General features: G+C 64.2%; 19 protein-coding genes and 1 pseudogene. 13 read left to right on the top strand and 7 right to left on the bottom strand.

What is annotated here, in order from left to right:
• The 7 genes from VGG53_RS04260 to VGG53_RS04230 form a co-directional block, all read left to right on the top strand.
• Positions 1 to 355, top strand: a 355-nt coding sequence (locus tag VGG53_RS04260; RefSeq protein ID WP_331516746.1) for an SDR family NAD(P)-dependent oxidoreductase, incomplete at its 5' end; no start/stop codon positions are given.
• Positions 352 to 1,572, top strand: a complete 1,221-nt coding sequence (locus VGG53_RS04255; RefSeq protein WP_331516745.1) for an acetyl-CoA C-acetyltransferase — start codon at positions 352 to 354, stop codon at positions 1,570 to 1,572. The genes VGG53_RS04260 and VGG53_RS04255, both read left to right, overlap by 4 nt.
• A gap of 5 nt (positions 1,573 to 1,577) precedes the next feature.
• Positions 1,578 to 2,765: a CoA transferase gene (locus tag VGG53_RS04250; RefSeq protein ID WP_414688879.1), complete on the top strand. Its 1,188-nt coding sequence runs from the start codon at positions 1,578 to 1,580 to the stop codon at positions 2,763 to 2,765.
• 18 nt (positions 2,766 to 2,783) lie between these two features.
• A complete protein-coding gene (locus tag VGG53_RS04245) occupies positions 2,784 to 3,977 on the top strand; it encodes an acyl-CoA dehydrogenase family protein (RefSeq protein ID WP_331516743.1) in 1,194 nt (397 codons plus the stop codon).
• A gap of 2 nt (positions 3,978 to 3,979) precedes the next feature.
• Positions 3,980 to 4,666: a GntR family transcriptional regulator gene (locus VGG53_RS04240; RefSeq protein ID WP_331516742.1), complete on the top strand. Its 687-nt coding sequence runs from the start codon at positions 3,980 to 3,982 to the stop codon at positions 4,664 to 4,666.
• A 164-nt stretch (positions 4,667 to 4,830) separates the two neighbouring features.
• Complete coding sequence (locus VGG53_RS04235; protein WP_414688878.1) at positions 4,831 to 5,190, top strand: hypothetical protein; 360 nt, start codon at positions 4,831 to 4,833, stop codon at positions 5,188 to 5,190.
• 42 nt (positions 5,191 to 5,232) lie between these two features.
• Positions 5,233 to 5,616, top strand: coding sequence for a hypothetical protein (locus VGG53_RS04230; RefSeq protein WP_331516740.1), 384 nt, complete (start codon positions 5,233 to 5,235; stop codon positions 5,614 to 5,616).
• Here the strand turns inward: VGG53_RS04230 and VGG53_RS04225 are convergent.
• Genes VGG53_RS04225 through VGG53_RS04200 form a run of 6 tightly spaced genes read right to left on the bottom strand, consistent with a single transcriptional unit; the run spans position 5,557 to position 12,663 of the window.
• Positions 5,557 to 7,179 (bottom strand): class I adenylate-forming enzyme family protein, encoded by a 1,623-nt coding sequence (locus VGG53_RS04225; RefSeq protein ID WP_331516739.1) that lies wholly within the window; start codon positions 7,177 to 7,179, stop codon positions 5,557 to 5,559. The two genes, VGG53_RS04230 and VGG53_RS04225, sit on opposite strands and share 60 nt — an antisense overlap.
• On the bottom strand, positions 7,172 to 8,743 hold the full coding sequence (locus VGG53_RS04220; RefSeq protein WP_331516738.1) for a class I adenylate-forming enzyme family protein: 1,572 nt from the start codon (positions 8,741 to 8,743) through the stop codon (positions 7,172 to 7,174). The genes VGG53_RS04225 and VGG53_RS04220 overlap by 8 nt, the downstream gene beginning before the upstream one ends.
• The gene (locus VGG53_RS04215; RefSeq protein ID WP_331516737.1) at positions 8,733 to 10,220 is read right to left on the bottom strand and encodes a class I adenylate-forming enzyme family protein; all 1,488 of its coding nucleotides are present in this window, start codon (positions 10,218 to 10,220) and stop codon (positions 8,733 to 8,735) included. Before VGG53_RS04215 ends, VGG53_RS04220 begins: the two co-directional genes overlap by 11 nt.
• Entirely contained in the window at positions 10,217 to 11,005 is a 789-nt protein-coding gene (locus VGG53_RS04210) for an enoyl-CoA hydratase/isomerase family protein (protein ID WP_331516736.1), read from the bottom strand. The genes VGG53_RS04215 and VGG53_RS04210 overlap by 4 nt, the downstream gene beginning before the upstream one ends.
• A complete protein-coding gene (locus VGG53_RS04205; protein WP_331516735.1) occupies positions 10,996 to 11,817 on the bottom strand; it encodes an enoyl-CoA hydratase/isomerase family protein in 822 nt (273 codons plus the stop codon). Before VGG53_RS04205 ends, VGG53_RS04210 begins: the two co-directional genes overlap by 10 nt.
• 24 nt (positions 11,818 to 11,841) lie before the next feature.
• The gene (locus VGG53_RS04200; protein WP_331516734.1) at positions 11,842 to 12,663 is read right to left on the bottom strand and encodes an enoyl-CoA hydratase/isomerase family protein; all 822 of its coding nucleotides are present in this window, start codon (positions 12,661 to 12,663) and stop codon (positions 11,842 to 11,844) included.
• A 119-nt stretch (positions 12,664 to 12,782) separates the two neighbouring features.
• Between VGG53_RS04200 and VGG53_RS04195 the strand changes: the two genes are divergently transcribed.
• The 3 genes from VGG53_RS04195 to VGG53_RS04185 are packed head-to-tail and all read left to right on the top strand — an operon-like array spanning position 12,783 to position 15,227.
• A complete protein-coding gene (locus VGG53_RS04195; RefSeq protein ID WP_331516733.1) occupies positions 12,783 to 13,475 on the top strand; it encodes a hypothetical protein in 693 nt (230 codons plus the stop codon).
• A gap of 1 nt (position 13,476) precedes the next feature.
• Positions 13,477 to 14,310 carry a FadR/GntR family transcriptional regulator gene (locus tag VGG53_RS04190; protein ID WP_331516732.1) on the top strand — a complete coding sequence of 278 codons (834 nt, stop codon included), beginning with the start codon at positions 13,477 to 13,479 and terminating at the stop codon, positions 14,308 to 14,310.
• Entirely contained in the window at positions 14,307 to 15,227 is a 921-nt protein-coding gene (locus VGG53_RS04185) for an enoyl-CoA hydratase/isomerase family protein (protein ID WP_331516731.1), read from the top strand. The genes VGG53_RS04190 and VGG53_RS04185 overlap by 4 nt, the downstream gene beginning before the upstream one ends.
• A 5-nt stretch (positions 15,228 to 15,232) precedes the next feature.
• Here the strand turns inward: VGG53_RS04185 and VGG53_RS04180 are convergent, their stop codons facing one another.
• A complete protein-coding gene (locus tag VGG53_RS04180; RefSeq protein ID WP_331516730.1) occupies positions 15,233 to 16,021 on the bottom strand; it encodes a TetR/AcrR family transcriptional regulator in 789 nt (262 codons plus the stop codon).
• 388 nt (positions 16,022 to 16,409) lie between these two features.
• On the opposite strand from VGG53_RS04180, the pseudogene VGG53_RS04175 reads away from it, so the two are divergent.
• From VGG53_RS04175 to VGG53_RS04165, 3 genes and pseudogenes are all read left to right on the top strand, one after another.
• Positions 16,410 to 16,844: pseudogene (locus tag VGG53_RS04175) on the top strand (SDR family NAD(P)-dependent oxidoreductase); the annotation flags it as partial.
• 141 nt (positions 16,845 to 16,985) lie between these two features.
• Positions 16,986 to 17,876, top strand: coding sequence for an enoyl-CoA hydratase (locus tag VGG53_RS04170; protein ID WP_331516729.1), 891 nt, complete (start codon positions 16,986 to 16,988; stop codon positions 17,874 to 17,876).
• Positions 17,857 to 19,059 (top strand): amidohydrolase family protein, encoded by a 1,203-nt coding sequence (locus tag VGG53_RS04165; RefSeq protein WP_331516728.1) that lies wholly within the window; start codon positions 17,857 to 17,859, stop codon positions 19,057 to 19,059. Before VGG53_RS04170 ends, VGG53_RS04165 begins: the two co-directional genes overlap by 20 nt.
• Positions 19,060 to 19,066 lie beyond the last annotated feature (7 nt).

The raw sequence follows: 19,066 nt of genomic DNA, 5'->3' as shown, positions 1-19,066 counted from the left end.
GGAGAACAAGCGCGGGACGATCGTGAACATGTCGTCGATATCCGGGAAGGTCGGCATGGTCGGCCAGACCAACTATTCGGCGGCCAAGGCCGGCATCGTCGGTATGACCAAGGCGGCATCGAAGGAACTCGCCCACCTCGGAGTGCGGGTCAACGCAATCCAGCCCGGGCTGATCAGGTCGGCGATGACAGAGGCGATGCCGCAACGGATTTGGGACGCAAAAGTCGCGGAGGTACCGATGGGACGCGCCGGGGAGCCCGATGAAGTCGCCAACGTCGCGTTGTTCCTTGCCTCCGATCTGTCGTCGTATATGACCGGCACCGTCCTCGAGGTGACCGGCGGGAGGCATCTGTGAGCAGTCGTGAAGCGGTGATCTGTGAACCGGTTCGGACGCCGATCGGCCGCTACGGGGGAATGTTGAAGTCGCAGAGCGCTGTTGAGCTCGGGGTGACCGCACTCACCGGGCTACTCGGCCGGACCGGTGTTCCGCCCGAAGCGGTGCAAGACGTCATTGTCGGGCACTGCTATCCCAACAGCGAGGCGCCGGCGATCGGACGCATCGTGGCGCTTGACGCGGGTCTGCCGGTGACGGTACCCGGCATGCAGATCGATCGGCGCTGCGGATCGGGCCTCCAAGCGGTGATCCAGGCAAGTCTTCAGATCAGGTCTGGCGACAACGATCTCGTGGTTGCCGGCGGCGCGGAGAGCATGAGCAACGTCGCGTTCTATTCCACCGACGTGCGGTGGGGACCGCCTCGCAACGGCGTGCACCTGCACGACGGATTGGCACGCGGGCGCTCCACCGCCGGTGGTCGCCACTATCCGGTGCCCGGCGGGATGCTGGAGACCGCGGAAAATCTGCGCCGCCAGTACAACATCTCGCGTCAGGAGCAGGACGAACTCGCGGTGGCGTCGCACCAGCGGGCGGTGGCCGCACAGAAGGACGGCATCCTGGCCGAGGAGATCATCCCGGTCACGGTGCGCAGTCGACGCGGCGAGGAGCTGATCGACACCGACGAGCATCCGCGGGCCGACACCACTGTGGAAGCGCTGAGCAAGCTCAAACCCCTTCTGCTCAAGGATGATCCAGCAGCGACGGTGACTGCGGGAAACGCCAGCGGGCAAAACGACGCGGCCTCCATGTGTCTGGTGACTACCCAGGAGAGGGCCGCCGAACTCGGCCTCACCCCGCTGGTCCGGCTGGTGTCCTGGGCCGTCGCGGCGGTGCCACCCAGCGTGATGGGAATCGGCCCGGTACCTGCCACCGAGCTCGCCCTGGCCAAGGCGGGTCTGCAATTGAGCGACATCGACCTCATCGAACTCAACGAGGCGTTCGCCGCACAGGCGCTTGCCGTGATGCGGGAGTGGGGCTTTGGCGCGACCGACCGGGAGCGGACCAACATCCACGGCTCGGGTATCTCACTGGGCCATCCGGTCGGCGCGACCGGCGGCAGGATGTTGGCCACGTTGGCCCGCGAACTCAACCGGCGCAACGCACGGTACGGGCTGGAGACCATGTGCATCGGTGGCGGGCAAGGCCTCGCGGCGGTTTTCGAGCGGGTCGGGCCCTAATGAACATGCCGTTGGCTGATCTCACCGTCGTCGAAGTGTCCAGCTTTGTCGCCGCACCGCTGTGCGGCATGACGTTGAGTCAACTGGGCGCGGAGGTGATACGCGTCGACCCCATCGGCGGAGCATCTGACACCCATCGGTGGCCGGTGACCGCGAACGGTACGTCGATTTACTGGACCGGACTGAACAAGGGAAAGCGCTCGGCCACAATTGATTTGCGCTCGGTCGAAGGACAGGAGCTGGTCCAGCGGCTGATCATCGAAGGCGACGGCGTGGTGGTGACCAACGCCGCGGGGCTGTCCTGGTTGTCGTATGACACGCTGGCGGCGAAACGTCCCGACCTGATCCATCTGCAGGTGCTCGGCCGCCATGACGGCTCTACCGGCGTGGACTACACGGTCAACGCGGCAACCGGATTTCCGTTGGTGACCGGCCCGGCGGATCACGCCGGCCCGATCAATCATGTGCTGCCGGCCTGGGATGTCTGCTGCGGCCTGTATGCCGCGCTGGCGATCGTGGCGGCGGTGCGTCGCCGTGACCAGTCCGGGGCGGGCGCTCAGATCAGCCTGCCGTTGGAGGACGTCGCGTTGGCCACCGCCGGTAATCTGGGGCTGCTGACCGAGCCTCAGGTGAACGGCACCGAACGCCAGCGTCTGGGCAACGCGATATATGGGCAGTACGGTCAGGATTTCACCAGTCGCGACGGCGTCGCATTCATGGTCGTGACGCTGACCAAGCGTCATTTCCAGGATCTCGTCGAGGTATCCGGCACCGGTGCAGCCGTTTCCGCGCTTGCCGAGTCTCTGGGCGCGGACTTCAGCGACGAGGGCGTGCGCTTCCGGTATCGCAGCGTGCTCAGCGGACTGTTCGCGACGTGGTTCGCCGATCACACCGCCGGCGAGGTCGTGCACGCGTTGTCGGCTACCAGCGTGTTGTTCGAGCGCTATCAGAGCTTCGCGCAAGTCGTTGAGGATGAACGGGTCACCGCTAATCCGTTGTTCTCCCGGCTGCACCAGGACGGCCTCGGGGACTACTTGGCGCCGGGGATGCCCACCGTCTTCGACGGCGGCCATTTCGCGAGCGAGCCTGCACCCAGGCTGGGCGGCGATACCGTCGACGTGCTCACGACGAGCTTGGGCTTGACTGCCTCCGACATCACGCGGCTGACCGCCGCGAAGACCATCGCCTGCTGACCAGGAGAAGGGCGCCGCATGACCAAACTCGCCGAGACAGTCGGCTTGACCGAATTCCAGAACGAAATCATCTCCACAGTAAGACAATTCGTGGAGAAGGAGGTCATTCCGAACGCGCCCCAACTGGAACGCACCGACACCTATCCGCAGGCGATCGTCGACCAGATGCGAGAGATGGGTCTGTTCGGATTGATGATCCCGCAAGAGTACGGCGGGCTGGGCGAGTCGTTACTGACCTACGCGCTGTGCATCGAAGAATTGGCCCGCGGCTGGATGAGCATCTCGGGAGTGCTCAACACCCACTTCATCGTCGCCTACATGCTGCGTCAGCACGGTACCGACGCACAGAAGCAACGTTTCTTGCCACGCATGGCTGTGGGCGAGGTTCGCGGCTCGTTCTCGATGTCCGAGCCGGAGTTGGGTTCTGACGTCGCCGCCATCCGCACCCGCGCCACACGGGGCGGCGATGGCAACTACACCATCAACGGCCAGAAGATGTGGCTGACCAACGGCGCCAGTTCGAGTCTGGTGGCGGCGTTGGTCCGCACCGATGAGGGCGCAGATGCGCCGCATCGCAATCTGACCGCGTTTCTCATCGAAAAGCCGACCGGCTTCGGCGAGGTCGCACCCGGGCTGCTGATCCCGGGCAAGATCGACAAGCTGGGTTACAAGGGAATCGACACGACCGAGCTCATCTTCGACGGATATGCCGCCAGCGCCGACGACATCTTGGGCGGCGCGCCAGGCCGGGGCTTCTACCAGATGATGGACGGCATCGAGGTCGGGCGGGTCAATGTATCGGCCAGGGCAGTCGGAGTGGCGATACGCGCATTCGAGCTCGCGGTGCGCTACGCGCAGCAGCGCCACACTTTCGGCAAGCCGATAGCCGAACATCAGGCCATCGCGTTTCAAATCGCGGAAATGGCAACGAAAGTCGAGGCCGCTCACCTGATGATGGTCAACGCGGCCCGGTTGAAAGACTCCGGTGAGCGTAACGATGTCGCGGCCGGGATGGCGAAGTATCTGGCCAGCGAATTCTGCTCGGAGGTCACCCAGCAGAGCTTCCGTATCCACGGCGGATACGGCTACTCCAAGGAGTACGAAATCGAGCGGCTAATGCGTGATGCCCCGTTCCTGCTCATCGGCGAGGGAACCAGCGAGATCCAGAAGTCCATCATCAGCAAGCGACTGCTCGCCGAGTATCGGATTTGACCGTGAGCGTTCCGGATTTCGCTGCGCGGCCCCAGCTTTCCGAAGACGTTGCGCGTTATGTGCGTCAGCGGATCTTCGATGGCACCTACTCCGCGGGCGAGTATGTCCGCCTGGATCAACTGGCCGCCGAATTGGGGATCAGCGTCACCCCGGTGCGGGAGGCTCTATTCGAACTGCGCGCCGAGGGGCTGCTGGCCCAGCAGCCGCGCCGCGGCTTCGTGGTGCTACCGGTCACCGAACGCGACTTGGCTGACGTCGCGAATCTGCAGGCTCACGTGGGCGGTGAGCTCGCCGCACGCGCTGCGGTCAACATCGGCGACGACCAGCTGCGCGAACTCAAACGAATCCAGGCTGAGCTGGAGGAGGCCTACGCGGGCAACGACATCGAGCGAACGGTGCGGCTCAATCATGAGTTTCATCGTGCAGTCAATGTGGCCGCCGAGTCGCCGAAGCTTGCGCAGATGATGTCGCAGATCACCCGGTATGCACCGGAATTTGTGTTTCCCACCATCGAGGGATGGCCGGGTCAGTCGATGAAAGACCACCGAAGGGTGGTGGCGGCGCTGGCCAAACACGACGGCGAGCTCGCCCGCAAAGCGATGTCAAACCATCTTGCGGCCGGCGCGGCTCCGCTCATCGACCACCTGACCGAGCATGGCGTGGTGGATGGTGCGAGCCGGCCGACGTGACGGAATCTGCTGGGGGACAGGCGGGATCCCCCGGGTAAGCCGCCGCCGCCAGCACCGATTGTGAGGCCACCGCCGAATACCGGCGCCATCTGTTGGTACGCGACCGTGCTTGGGCATACGCTGCCATCGGGGCGGGCGACAACTGGAGAAACGAGATGCCCCCAATGCTGACATTTCGCGCATCGGCGTTATTCGTTGCAGGTGTGGCGGCGATCGCGCTCGCTTCACCGGCCATTGCCGATCCGATGGACCCGATCCCGCGAGACGGTGTCTTTGTCGTCGGACCGGACATCGCGCCCGGCCTGTACCGCACGAGCGGGTCGGCGTCGACGTTCGGGGCTTGGATAAACAATGTGCCGACGCAGGGCTCGATGTGCGCGTGGTTTACCTACAGCACGGCTGATGCGAACAAGGAGCATGTGGTCCAGACGAATATGTCTGTCGGTCCGATGTTCGCGAACGTCAACTCAACGGTCAAAGCGTTCGAGTCGCGGAACTGTCAACCCTGGACGCAGGTTCCATAAGGCTGGCCCCCGCAGGTGACGAGATAGGCGATACTTGCTGCTGTGTCGACCGATGACTCCGCACTGCAGGATGCGCTGAACGACTACAACCATCGGCTGGCGCAGACCCACGACCGGAACCGGCGCCTCATCGGATGGGGTATGTGCGCCGGCGCCGCGATGAGTTGGGGAGTCAGTGCTCTCACCGCCGGTTCGGTGCTCAACGACCCCGCAGTTGCCGCGGATTTCGACTCGGGGACGCACGACAGAGACGTCGCCGGCACTGGCTGGACAGCTGCGATCTTTGCCCTGCTTGGTTTGTTGCTGCTGATCACCGCGATATTGCGCGGTCCTTCACTTACCCGCTGGATCGGGATCCTGATGCTGCTACTGGGCGGAATTCCGGTGCTGTCGATGGCCGCGTTCGTGTTCATTTTGTCGCGATGAACCGTCGGCGTTTGCGTCGGTGAGCAGCTCGCGCAGCCGCCGGACGTCGACCTTGCCGGTCGGACCGCGCGGGATCGTGTCATCGGCGTCGACGAGCAGCCACACAGTCGGCACTTTGAACGAGCTGAGCATCGTGCGGGCCGATTCGCGGAGTTGATCGGCGTTCGTCGCAGCGGTGTCGCACACCACGACGGCGCCCATCCGATCCCCTTGTGTACCAGCAATATTGGTGACGAAAGCGTTGTCGACACCATCGATGTCCCGCAGCGCCTGCTCGACCTCGCTCGGATACACCGTTGCACCGCTGACCTTGAACATGTCGTCGGACCGACCGTGGTAGAACAGGAAGCCGTCGTCGTCGAGCCGGCCGAGATCGCCGGTGGGGTAAAACCCGTCAACGGTGAACAGCTCCTCGCGACCGCGCCGGCATATCCCGCGCAGCGTATGCGGTCCCCGAATCTGGATCATCCCAACGGATCCCGTCGACACCGGTTGTCCACTGTCGGGGTCGGTGATCCGGACCTCCACCCCGGCGAATGGCTTGCCGCAGCTGCCCCGTGCCGAGCGCGGCATGTCGGTGTCGGCGCGGTAGCCGCAGTAGGGTCCGAATGCTTCGGTCATGCCGAACAGCATTGCCCGGGCACCGGGTTGGGCACGTTGCTCGACCGGAAGCAGGGCTTCCAGACTTCCGGGACGCAGCGCGGACAGATTGGCCCGGGCGCGAAAGGGGTGGCGAGCCAGTGCCTCGGCCTGTTCGGGCCAGCCGCGAAACAACGTCACCCGTTCACACTCCAGCAGACGCAACGTGGTCTCGGGTTGCGGAATCTCCTCGGTGATCAGTGTTGCGCCGGCTACCAGAGCAGAAAGCACACCACTGCCGAAGCCGCCCACCCAGAAAAAGGGCATCGGAAGATAGAGCCGGGTCTCGGAATCGATGCACCGGCTTGCTAATCCGGATCGGACGGCGCCCAGCGCACTGCCGTGCGAATGCACCACCGCATTGGGGGCACCGCTGCTGCCGGAGGTGAACATGATCACCATGGGATCGCTCGGCGTCACGATTGCGGCCAGCGGGTCAACGATGGCGCCGACCGATTCAGCACGGGATGCTTCCGGCAACCGGTCGGCCGCCCAAACCTGGCGCAACGCAGGAAGTTCAGCGCAGTGCAGCGTTCCAGATAGATCGCGCAAGCCGAGTGTCGACCGGAGATCGTCGAGGTAGCGGTGCCCGCGGAATTCCTCGACGCTGATCAAGACTTGTACGGACGCGGTTCGCAGTTGGGCAACCAGTTCCCGCACCTGCATCAGCGTGCTCAACGGGACCAGTACGGCACCGATCCGGGTGAGCGCAATCGCGACCTGCACCCAACGGACACTGTTGGGCATGATGAGCCCAACCCGGCTGCCCTTGCCGATACCGGCGTGGATGAATGCTGCGGCCAAGCCATGTGTGGTGACGTCGAGTTCGCGATAGCTGAGTCGATGATCAGCGTCGATGACCATCGGTTTAGCCTCGTCATGGACCGAGCGGAGCCGCACCAGCTCGTCGATGGTGTCAGGCATCGAAGAGCCTCTTCAGTTGCTGCACATCGGGTTTCCCGCTGGCCAACAACGGGATCTCGGATGTGGGTAGGACCGCGAATCGCCGAGGAATCTTGTACACCGAGAGTTCTGCGGCAAGTTGGCGACCAAGCCTGGTCTCGTCGAGTTCGGCGCCGTCGTCCAAGGCGACGACGGCCGCGACCACCTGGCCGCGTTCGGGATCCGGGATCCCGAACACATGAGCCGCGGCACCCCCGGTGACCATGGCGATCGCCTGCTCCACTTCGCCTGGCGATACGTTGGCGCCGGCGGTCTTGATCATCGAGCCGCGGCGGCCGATGTAGTAGACGAACCCGTCGCTGTCGGTGGCAGCCAGATCACCGGTGTGCAGCCAGCCGTCGGCGTCGAAACATTCCTCCCGGCTGCGCTTGTGATACCGCTGCATCAGGCATGGGCCGCGAATGCATAACTCGCCGAGCGTGCCATCCTCGACGGGCCTTCCGGTATCAGGGTCGATGATCTTTGCTTCTAGCCCCGGGGCCGGCTGGCCGAACGACCCACGTCGATGCTCGGGTTGGTCGGACTCGTCAGCGCTGATCAGCGCAACGCTGCCGGCCTCGGTCAACCCGAGCATGTTGTGCCGCAACTCAGGATCGGCCGGCCGTGCCTCGGGAGCCATGATCGGGTACAGGTTGCCGCGTCGCATCGACGACAGGTCGCGGCCGGCGAAACTCGGATGCCGGGCCAGGGTCCTGATGCCGGCAGCGAATCCGTTGGTGACGGTGGGCCTTTCGGCCTCGAGCAGATCGAGTGTCTGGGCGGGATCGTCGGCGGTAGAGCACACCAGCGTCGCCCCGGCGATCAAAGTGGCCAGCAGCGCGAAGCCGAATCCGCCGATCCAGAAGAACGGCGAATTGCAGAACAGCGTGTCCGCGACGGTCAGGTTCCGGATCGCGTTGAGGTTTCGTTGATGGTCGAGTAACCCAGCGTGGGTATGCAGCACGCCCTTGGGAGCGCTGGTCGTGCCCGAGGTGTAGACGATCGCCAGCGGATCGGAGCCGGTGACATCGTCCTCCATTGCGGCAAGGAGCGTTTCGTCCACGGTTTCAGCGAGCCGCCGAACCCTCGACACGTCGAAGGCCACGCGACGCAATTGCGGCGCAGCGGGGTCGAATAGCCGCTCATCGGATTCGAGAAGAGAGCCCGGCAACGTCTCGGCAAGTCGCTGCACGTAATCGTGGGACCGAAACGAGGGCGCGGCAAGCAGAATCTCGGTGTCGCTGTCGACGAGTTGCTCACGCAGTTCGCGGGCGGTGGCGAAGGTGGAGAACGGCACGACGACGGCGCCAATGCGCGCCGCGGCCAGCATGGCGACGACGAACGCGACACTGTTGGGGTAGAGCAGGCCGACGTGACTGCCTTTGCCGGTTCCCAGACCTACCAGCCCACGGGCCAGCTGCGCGGAAAGCCGGTCGGCGTCGGCATAGCTGACGCGCTCGGAATCGCAGATCAACAGCGGGTGATCGCCCCTGCTGTGGGTTTGCCTGCGCACTATAGTGCCGACGGTTGGCGATTCACTCGGCATGGTCGGTCCGCGCCGCGAAGAGCGCATCGCTGAAATGGCGCCGGACCGCGTCCAGATCGGGCTTGCCGGACGGTGTCCTGGGGAGTTCCGCGACGATCGCGATGTCGGTGGGAATCTCATAGCGGGCCAGTCGAGTTCGCAGGTAGTCGGTGAGTTCGGCGGCATCTGCCGATCCTGGTGTCCGTAACTCCACGACGGCCACCGGGGTTTCCCCGAGGCGTTCGTCACTGCGTCCGACCACGGCGGCTCCCGCCACTGCGGGGTGGCGTTCCAGTGCGCTGCGCACGTCGTCGGGCATGACTTTGAAGCCGCCGCGAATGATCGCCTGATCGGCGCGGCCCACGATCCAGAGAAATCCATCGGCGTCGATGTGTGCCATGTCGGTCGTGCGCATCCAGTCCGCGGCGGGCCCGAATTGCGCAGGCTTGACCTCCAGCAGGCCGATCTGGTCGGGCTCGAGCGGCGTTCCGTCGTCGCCGACCACACGCAACCGGGCCCCGGGATTCGCGCGTCCCACGCTGCCACGTTTCACCCGCCAGTACTTCTGGTGATCGGCCAGTGTCCAGCCGGCCACCCCGCCGCCGAATTCCGTTGCGGCATAGGACGTCAGCACCGGAATCCCGTACTTCTCCGTGAACGCATCGGAATCCTCCGGCGACAGCGGCGCGGTACCGGACGTCACTGCCCGGATGCTCGCCAAATCCGCACGGCTCAAGTCGGAATGCAAGACCATCCGCAACGCGGTCGGCACCAGCGATACCGCCCGAGGCCGATGCGTGCGCACCGCTTCGGCCCACCGATCGAGCTCGAAGCGTTCCAGTAACACGAAGGAACGTGCCTCGGCAACGCACTGCAGGATTCGGAACACCCCGCCGATATGCACCAGCGGCGAGTTGACGATCGCCACCCCACGACGCAACTCCGTCGGCGCTGATGATCGGTCCGCATCCGGGCCCATCACGTTGTGCGCCAGCATGTCGTAGCTGAGGTCGACACGCTTGGGCGGCCCGGTCGTTCCGCTGGTCAACATCCGTACCGCGACGTCTGGGCGCCGACGGTGCGTGCGAACCTCGTCGGCCGCAACCACTTTCGGGCCAGCGTCAAGATCTGAGACCGACACCACCGTCGTCGCGGGCTGGTCGCCCACCATGGCCAGATCGTCGGGCTCGCCGATGATCAACGGCAGCGCAAGCTGATCGACGTCCGCTTTGATGCGTTCGTCGCCACGGCCCGGGTTGATGACAACGACGGTGGCCCCGCAGCGCAGCACACCGAGCAACGCGGCAACCTGCGCGGGGCGATTGCGCAACAGAATGCCGACCTGAGGGCGCTGGCTGCCGATGAGCGAACTGATCTGTTCGGCGAGTTCGCGAAGCTGTCGCCACGACAGCCACTGGCGGTGGTATTCCACAGCCGGCGCGTCAGGCTGCAGACGCAGCACATCGTCGATGCGCCGACTGAGCCGGTGCTCGGTCATCGAATTTTCGGCTCCGATACGCGGCGGTCGCCGCGAGTTGCCAACTCGGCGGTGCCAATCGGATTTCCCAGCCGGGTATAGATCAGCCCTTGGTCCAGTGCCGCCCGATAGGGCTTGTCCAGCGACTCCCAGATTGCCTTGACGGTGCCCTGGGTCGCCGACGGCGGGTTGGTCGCGATCGTCGCGGCGATCTCGTGTGCGCGTGTCCACAGATCGTCGGGCGAGACCACCTCGGATACCAGCCCGATGCGAAGTGCGGTGTCGGCGCTGACCCGTTCGTCGTTGCCCATCAATGCGATTCGCAATGTTTCACCCAGTCCGATGCGGCGCATCAGCCCTACCGGCTCCAGAGCGCAGACCAGGCCGGCCGACACGTGGGAGTCGAAGAACGTCGTGTCCGTCGAGCAGATGACCACGTCGGATTCGTTGACGAAGTAGAAGGCGCCGGCCGTGCACATGCCCTGTACGGCACAGACCACCGGCTTCCACATCTTCTGCCACTTGGGGCTGAGGGCTTCGCCGGGATCTTCGTGGTTCCAGATGTTTTCGGGTTGACCGTAGGGCGTCTTGACATCGAGGCCCGCGCTGAACGCGCGACGGCCGGCGGCTCGGAGAACGACGGCGTTGACCAAATCGTCCGCTTTGACGATCCGCCATGCCTGGGTCATCTCTTCGCACATGGTTCGGTTGAACGCGTTGAGTTGATCGGGCCGGTTCAGCGTGATGGTGGCAACCCGGTCGGCGCCATCCACGTCGAGTTCGATGGTCTCGAAGCTCATCGGCACTGCCACTCCGGTGGCCGCTTTTCGACGAACGCCTTGGGGCCCTCTAGCGAATCCTCGGTGTGCAGATTGCGTTCGCGGAATGATTCGGCCAACATTTCGGCTTCGTGCAGCGGCAGGTCCAGTCCTTTCAGGATCGCCAGTCGGGTGCCCCGGACGGCAAGTGGCGCGTTCAAGTTGACGATGTCGGCGATCTCATGGGCGCGTTCGAGTAGGCGGGCGTGTTCGACGATCTCGCTGATCATGCCGAGCTCGTAGGCCCGCTGCGCACTCAGCCGTTCGTGTTTGCCCACCAAGGCCATGCGCAGCGCGATGGAGCGGGGAAGCACGCGGGCAACCCGGACCAATTCGCGTGCGGCAACCAGTCCGATGCTGACGTGCGGATCGAAGAACGTCGCCGTGTCGGAGGCGATCACGATGTCGCCGGTAGTGACCCAGTCGAGCCCGGCCCCGCAACACAACCCGTTGATCGCGGCGAGCACCGGCTTGGCCATCGCGCGAAACGGCGGGGTGCCTTCTTGGGGCGCCTCCCACTGTTCATAGCTGGACAGGTAGGGACGCTCGTTGAGGACCTTGCCATCGCCGGGGATTGCCTTGACGTCCGCGCCTGTGCAAAATGCCCGCCCGGTGCCGGTAACGATGAGAACCCATACATTGTCGTCGTTTTCGGCCTCGTCATAAGCGTGACGCAGCTCGGCGATCATGTGTGGGCTGAGCGCATTGAGAGCATCCGGCCGATTCAGCGTGATGGTTGCCTTGTGCCCATCCAGCTCGTATTTGATGGTGTCGTATGACGGTGCCGGGCTTGCTGACATCAACGTTCCTATCGCTGGGGGTGGTCATCGTCCCTGGAACCGCGGTGGGCGTCGCTCTCGGAATGCCGCGAGGCCTTCTTTGAAATCCGCGGTCCGACAGGAGAGTTCGAGACCGAACAGTTCCTGTGTCATCGACTGGCTCAGAGTTGCGTGCTGGCCGAAGTGGATGGCCTGCTTCGCCATTCCCAGCGCCACCGTGGGTCCGGCGGCCAATCGTGCCAGCAGCTCCTCGGTCACGCGGTCCACGTCGACCGCGACGACGGCCCGGTGAATCAATCCCCAGTCGGCGGCGTCCGTCGCGCGGACTTTGTCGCCGAGCAGCAGCATCTGCTTTGCGCGTGTCAGTCCGACCAACCGGGGAAGAAGCCAGGATGCACCCGAGTCGGGGCTGAATCCCCGAGCCGCGAAAGGCTCCCAGAACACCGCGTCGTCGACGGCCACGGTGAAGTCCGCGGCCAAGGCCAGGTTGCAGCCGAGGCCGACCGCAAATCCTCGCACGCTGCAGACGACCGGCAAGTGGATGCCGTGGACCAGCTCGATCACGCGGTGTGCAGCGTGCGGTGTACGTCGAAGGATATCGCCGGTGCGGGGCCGCCGGCCGTCGCTGCTGTTGGTGGCGACCCAATCGGCACCTGAGCAGAAATCCTCGCCCGCCCCCTGGATGTGGATCGCCCGCAACGAGTCATCGGTGGCGGCGTCGGTCAGCGCGGTGACAAACTCATCGATCATGGTGTGGCTCAACGAGTTACGCTGCGACGGCCGATCGATGGTGAGCCGCAAGACGCTGCCGTCGCGACTCGCGGTGAGCGAGCCGTCGGCCGCCGCGGTGGCCGCATCCTGACTCATCGTCGAATCCGCCCTTCCTCGTCGATACGGTTGCCCCTACAGTAGGCGGTACGATTGCTACGCTGTATAACTTAGCAAGGAAAGCCGCGCGAGGGAACAATGCGTCGGGAAGAGGGCGGATGGGCGAAGACCACGCAGCGGGCATCCCGGTGCGGTCCGAATCGGCTGTCACTCGATTCGGCGAAGCGCCGCTCGCCCAGACCGTCGCTGCGGCCGGTGCGATTCGCCGGCTCAGCTCACTGCTGCTGTCGCTGGAACATCCGCATCCCGCCGTCGACGTGATTCTCGCGCAGATCAGGGATTGGGAAGATGATCTTGGCACGGCGGTTCCGCCGGACAGCGCGCCGCGGATCGGCGCCGACGACGATGGCATCCGGCGGGTTTACCTCGACCACGCAACAGACATCGGCGCGTTCAACCCATGCTTTCCGGAATACCGCTTCGACCACCTTGGCGGCGAAATCGCCTCGGGGCGAGTCACCTTCCCGCTGGTCTACGAGGGCCCACCCGGACTGGTCCATGGTGGCTTTCTCGCGGTGTTCTTCGACAGCGTTATGCAGCACCAGAACTGCGTCGCCGGGCTATCCGGCAAGACCCGGTCGCTGCAGGTTACCTTTCAGCGCCCGACGCCGGTGCTGACCGAATTGCGCTTCGACGTCGCGCGCTCGCAAGCGGAAGGGAGCATCACGTCAACGGGCCGGCTGCTGCTTGATGGGGAGGTGCTGTGCGTCGGCGAAGTCACAACGCTGGCGTTGCCGCCGGATAAGTTGACCGGCCACCGGTTCGGCAAGCGACGAGCCGAGCAGACCTGAGATGGCAACGCAGCGCTTTCGCCAACCACGCGTCGCGGAACTCGTCGCCTCGAAGTTGCGGGACGATATCCTGTCCGGCCGTTTGCAGGAAGGTGACGTGCTCCCGTCGCAGGAACGCCTGTTCGCTGAATTCGGCGTGAGTCCGCCGGCGTTGCGCGAGGCGATCCACATCTTGGAGACCGACGGGCTGATTTCGGTGCGCCGGGGAAATGTCGGCGGAGCGGTCATCCACCACCCGACCGCCGAGCGTACGGCGCACATGCTCAGCATGGTTTTGCAGACCAGGGCCGCGACGCCGGTGGACGTCAGTGAAGCGCTGGTGCATCTCGAGCCGATCTGCGCTGGGATGTGTGCCGCGCGGGAGGACCGGATGACCGAGGTGGTGCCGTACCTGCAGGGCGAAATCGACATCCAGACAGCACAATTCGATGACATTTCGCAGTACGTGCCTAATGCCCGTCGGTTTCACGAGACACTGGTCTCGCGATGCGGCAATGAGCCGATGATCTTGCTGATCGGTTCGCTGGAGCTGATCTGGTCCGCGCATGAGTCCGCGGTGTGGAATGGCCACGGCGAACCGGCGCCGATGGTGGACAAGACCAGGCGAGCGGCGCTGCGTGACCATCAGCGCCTGCTCGACGCGATCTGCGACGGTAATGCGGCCCGGGCGGTACGGCTGGCGCAAGACCACCTGGCCGCGGCGCGCCGCAACACGTTGGCGTTCGGCACTGACCACACCATCGAGACCAAGCTGATGTCGGATCTCGACACGCGATTGGACCCGCGTTCGGCTTACGACGGTCGGCCGACTAGCAGGAAGCGAGCCGGGAGATGACCGCCTCAGACAGCGGGGACGACCGTGTTCTATTCGAGGTTGATCCGGAAAAGCGAGTCGCCACAATAACATTGAACAATCCCAAGCAACGCAACTCCTACGACGCGATCATGCGCGAGGCGGTTGCCCGATGTCTGGATCGCGTCGCGGACGACGACGACCTGGTCGTGGCCTTGCTGCGTGGAGCAGGGGGGGTGTTCAGCACCGGTGCGGACATGAACAACGCGTACGGCTGGTACGGCGAACGCAGCTCAAAAGAGGTGGAGGACAGCGAAACACGGCTAGCCAAGAGCCGGCCCAGTCAGCGCCGCCGGCTCACGGTGGACCGCAAATCGTTCAGCTTCTACCACAACCTGATGGGCTTCCCGAAGGTCACCGTGGGAGAGATCAGCGGGTATGCGCTTGGCGGCGGCTTCGAAATAGCGCTGATGGCCGATATTTCCGTGATTGCGCGCACCACCAAGATCGGCATGCCTGCCACTCGCTTCCTGGGCCCCGCGCTGGGCAGCCTGCATATGTTCTTCCATCGATTGGGGCCCGTACTCGCCCGGCGTCTGCTGTTGACCGGCGACATCATCGAGGCCGAAGCGGTCGAGCATCTCGGAATCTTCACGGAGACCTGCGATCCCGGCCAGGCGACCGCACGCGCACGGTACTGGGCGGAGAAGGCTGCCAAGATGCCGGCCGACGGTGTCGTCATCGCCAAGGAGGCGTTTCGGCTCGTCGAGCAGAGCCAGGCGTACCAAGGTGAGGAAGTGGCGAGCTATCTGTTCCACGCGTTCGGCACGAACTTGCAGTTTGCGCCGGGGGAGTTCAACTTCGTCAAGACCCGTGCACAGCACGGCACCAAGGAGGCGTTCCGCCTACGTGATGAGCACTTCAACGTGCCGGAACCGCCGAAAAGCTCAGCACCGTGACTTCCTTACTGCCGGGAGCTCTTGGCCCGCCCGGTAGACGGCGACTTGCGCTGCCGTGACGACGTCGGCTTACGTTGGCGGTCAGCCGACTTCGAGCCGTGCTCGATCAGCCGGCTGGCATGGTCGAGAATGCAGTCCAGACCATACTCGAAGTTGTTGTCGTCGGGGGCGCCGATGTGATGACCCCTGGCGGTCATCTGCGCGAGCAGCGGGGTGATCTCGGGATCGATGACCATCGCGTCTTCGATTGTGCGCCCGCCATTTTCGGCCGCCTGGTTCTTCTCTTGGAGCCGGTGCAGCACCACCGATCCCCGGACATGAACCGACACTGCCGAGTAGGTGTCGAAGGCCTGTGCTGGCGATAAACCGGCCTCGACCAGCCCGGCGATCGCCTTCTCGATCTCCTGGACGCCGAGTCGAGCCGCCCTGGGGCTCAGCGCCGACCTGATCAGAATCAGATCGCACAGAATTGGATTGCCCATGAAGGTTTTACGCATCGAGCGGGCGTGGTTGCGCAGCGTGTCGCGCCAATCGGAGGCTTCGACATATGGGGTGGCGAACACGTACTTGCGCAACGCGCGGTCGGTCATCGCGTTGAGCAAATCGTCCTTCTTGCGGAAGTACCAGTAAATGCTGGTAACCCCGACGCCGAGGTGCTTGCCGAGAAGCGGCATGCTCAGGTTGTCGATCGAGACCTGCTCTGCGAGTTCGAACGCACCGCTGATGATGTCATCGGGATTGATGGACCCGCGTTCGCGCCGCTGACGCTTTTCGGCGGATGCTTGCTTAGCCACTGCGGGCACCTCCATCCCGTTCAACCCCGCGCCTGCCGTTCCGGCGTCGCGGGCGACGAACTCGAATCTACCGGTAGTTGCCGGTTGATCTGCGGTTACGCATCCGTGTCGCCGTCTCCGCCTGCTACTGTAATACCTATCGTAGGCTTTTTGATACGCATGCCGGCAAGCGGAGGGTAACCGTATTTCTGCCATGAGTGCGCCCCGAGGGGACTGGCGGCTTTGGCTGTCGGGGGGATCGGGGTAGGCGAGCAGGGTGTGGTCGCGGGTTTTGTCGGTGTCGTTTCGTAAGGTTCGTCGTATGTCCGAGAGCCGGTTTGGGCGCACGCCGGGAGAGGTGTGCTCGTTGGGGTTGCATCGGGTGTGGTGCCCGAGGTATCGGCGCCGGATTCGCTGCGTGCGTTCGGCCCTCCCGCTGCTCCGGAAAGCCGAGGGGGCACGGATCGTCAACTTCTCGGCGCACTCGACGCAACGCCAAAGTGTCATGCTGCCGGCGTACACGGCGGCCAAGGCGGCGCTGACGAGCGTCTCCAAAAACCTTTCGCTGCTGCTGGCCAAGGACGAGATTCTGGTCAACGTCGTGTCGCCGGGCAGCATCGCCTCCGAGTCGCTGGTCGGCTGGGCAACTTCGGTGGGTGTCGACGGCAACGACCCATACCGGCTGATGGACGCCATTGCCGATCACTTCGGGCATCCCGCTCATCTGCCCCGAGCGGGCCTGCCGGACGAAATGGGTTCAGTGGTGGCGTTTTTGGCGTCGCGCCGCAACTCGTATATGACCGGAGCGAACGTCAACGTCGACGGTGGCTCGGACTTCACGTAGCGGGTGGCGCGAGCCCGGATTTCGGCTGCTCACACGGCATCGAACCGCCTGTGCCGACAGTTGCAGAATGCAGTACCGATAGGTATACAGTATGCGTGCAAGCTGCGGCGAAATTCCCACCCGCGCGATGAGGAGGATGACGTGAGCACCGCTGACGACCTCGTCGCGGACCCCGGCCAGGATGAGGCAGCGATCTACGAGGTCACTCCGACCGGCGTGGCAGTGCTGACGCTCAACCGACCCGGCCGGCTCAATACCTGGGGCAGTGATATCGCCACCGCCTTCTACGCGGGATTGGACCGCGCCGAAGACGATCCGGCGGTTCGGGTGATCGTGCTGACCGGTCGCGGTAAGGCGTTCTGTGCGGGAGCCCAGCTGGGCTCGATGGGGAGCGTCGCGCAGTCGATCGAGAAGACCGACGAGGGCAAGCTGGCCAGTCTGGTCGGGGACCGGCACCCCCATCATTTGACGACGCTGTGCAAACCAGTTATTGCAGCCATCAACGGATCCTGCGTCGGTATCGGTCTCACCCAGGCGCTGATGTGTGACGTCCGGTTCGCCGCCGCGGGTGCGAAGTTCGCGGCCTCGTTTGCCCGACGCGGGCTGATCGCGGAATACGGCGTCTCGTGGATACTGCCGCGACTGACCGGCTGGGGCGTCGCACTCGACCTGTTGTTGAGCGGCCGGACCTTTCTCGCCGACGAAGCGGCGGAGCTCGGGTTGGTCAAAGCGGTCGTGCCGCCCGAACAGCTGATGCAGCGGGCCATGGCCTACGCCGAGGACATCGCCCAAAACTGTTCGCCGGCATCGATGGCCGTCATCAAACGGCAGGCCTACGGTGACGCGTTGCGTGAAGTAGCGGACTCCAGTTCGCGATCCGAAGTCCTGCTGCAGCTATCGCTGCAGCGTCCAGACGTCATCGAAGGAATCACCAGCTTCCTGGAAAAGCGCACTCCGAGTTTTCCCGGGCTGAGCGCCACGGCTGAATCTTTCGGCAGCGGAAAGGATAATCATGGGGAACCTGGGCTATAAGGCCATCGACGTCGACAATCACTACTACGAACCGCTGGACGCCTTTACCCGGCACCTGGACAAGAAGTTCCGCAGGCGCGGTGTCCAGATATTCAAGGACGGCAAGCACACCCAAGCGATCATCGGGGACCGGGTCAACCGGTTCATCCCCAACCCGACCTTCGACCCCATCATCGTGCCGGGCTGCTTGGACTTGCTGTTCCGCGGCGAGATTCCAGAAGGCGTCGACCCCGCATCGCTGATGAAGGTGGAGCGGCTCGACCAACGCCCCGAGTACCAGAACCGCGACGCCCGCATCACCGTGATGGACACCCAGGGCATCGAAACAGTGTTCATGTTGCCGACATTCGCGTGCGGCGTAGAAGAGGCACTCAAGCACGATGTGGAAGCGACGATGGCCTCGGTTCACGCGTTCAACTTGTGGCTGGACGAGGATTGGGGTTTCGACCGGCCCGACCATCGGATCATCGCCGCGCCGATCATTTCGCTGGCCGACCCTGCCGGGGCGCTCGACGAGGTGGAGTCTGTGCTGTCCCGCGGCGCAAAGCTGGTGCTGGTGCGCCCGGCGCCGGTGCCCGGCGTGGTCAAGCCGCGGTCGTTGGGCGATCCCCTGCACGATCCGGTGTGGGCGGCGTTGGCCGAGGCAGGGGTTCCGGTGGGATTTCACCTCAGTGACAGCGGCTACCTCCAGATAGCCGGGATGTGGGGCGGCAAGTCGACATTCGAAGGGTTCGGCGGCTCAAATCCGTTGGACCAGATACTCGTCGACGACCGCGCGATCCACGACACGATGGCCGCGATGATCGCCCATGGCGTGTTCACTCGTCACCCCCAACTCAAGGCGGTCAGCATCGAAAACGGATCGTACTTCGTGCATCGATTGGTCAAGCGGCTGAAGAAGGCAGCCAACAATCATCCGAAGTCGTTCCCAGAGGATCCGGTGGAAGAGCTGCGGAACAACGTCTGGATCGCGCCCTACTACGAAGACGACCTGCCCGAGCTAGCGTCGGTGATCGGTGTCGAGAAGATTCTGTTCGGATCGGACTGGCCGCACGGCGAAGGATTGGAGAATCCCGTTTCGTTCACCGAGGAACTCGTCGGCTTCAGCGCTGCGGATATCCGAAAGGTGATGCGCAACAACGCCTTGGACTTGCTCGACGTCAAAGTCGGCTCGGCGGCATGAGTGCTCG

Source organism: Mycobacterium sp. (assembly GCF_036490025.1).
Lineage (GTDB): Bacteria > Actinomycetota > Actinomycetes > Mycobacteriales > Mycobacteriaceae > Mycobacterium.
The sequence above is the reverse complement of the archived record's forward strand: the minus strand, read 5'-3'. Positions and strand labels throughout refer to the sequence as shown.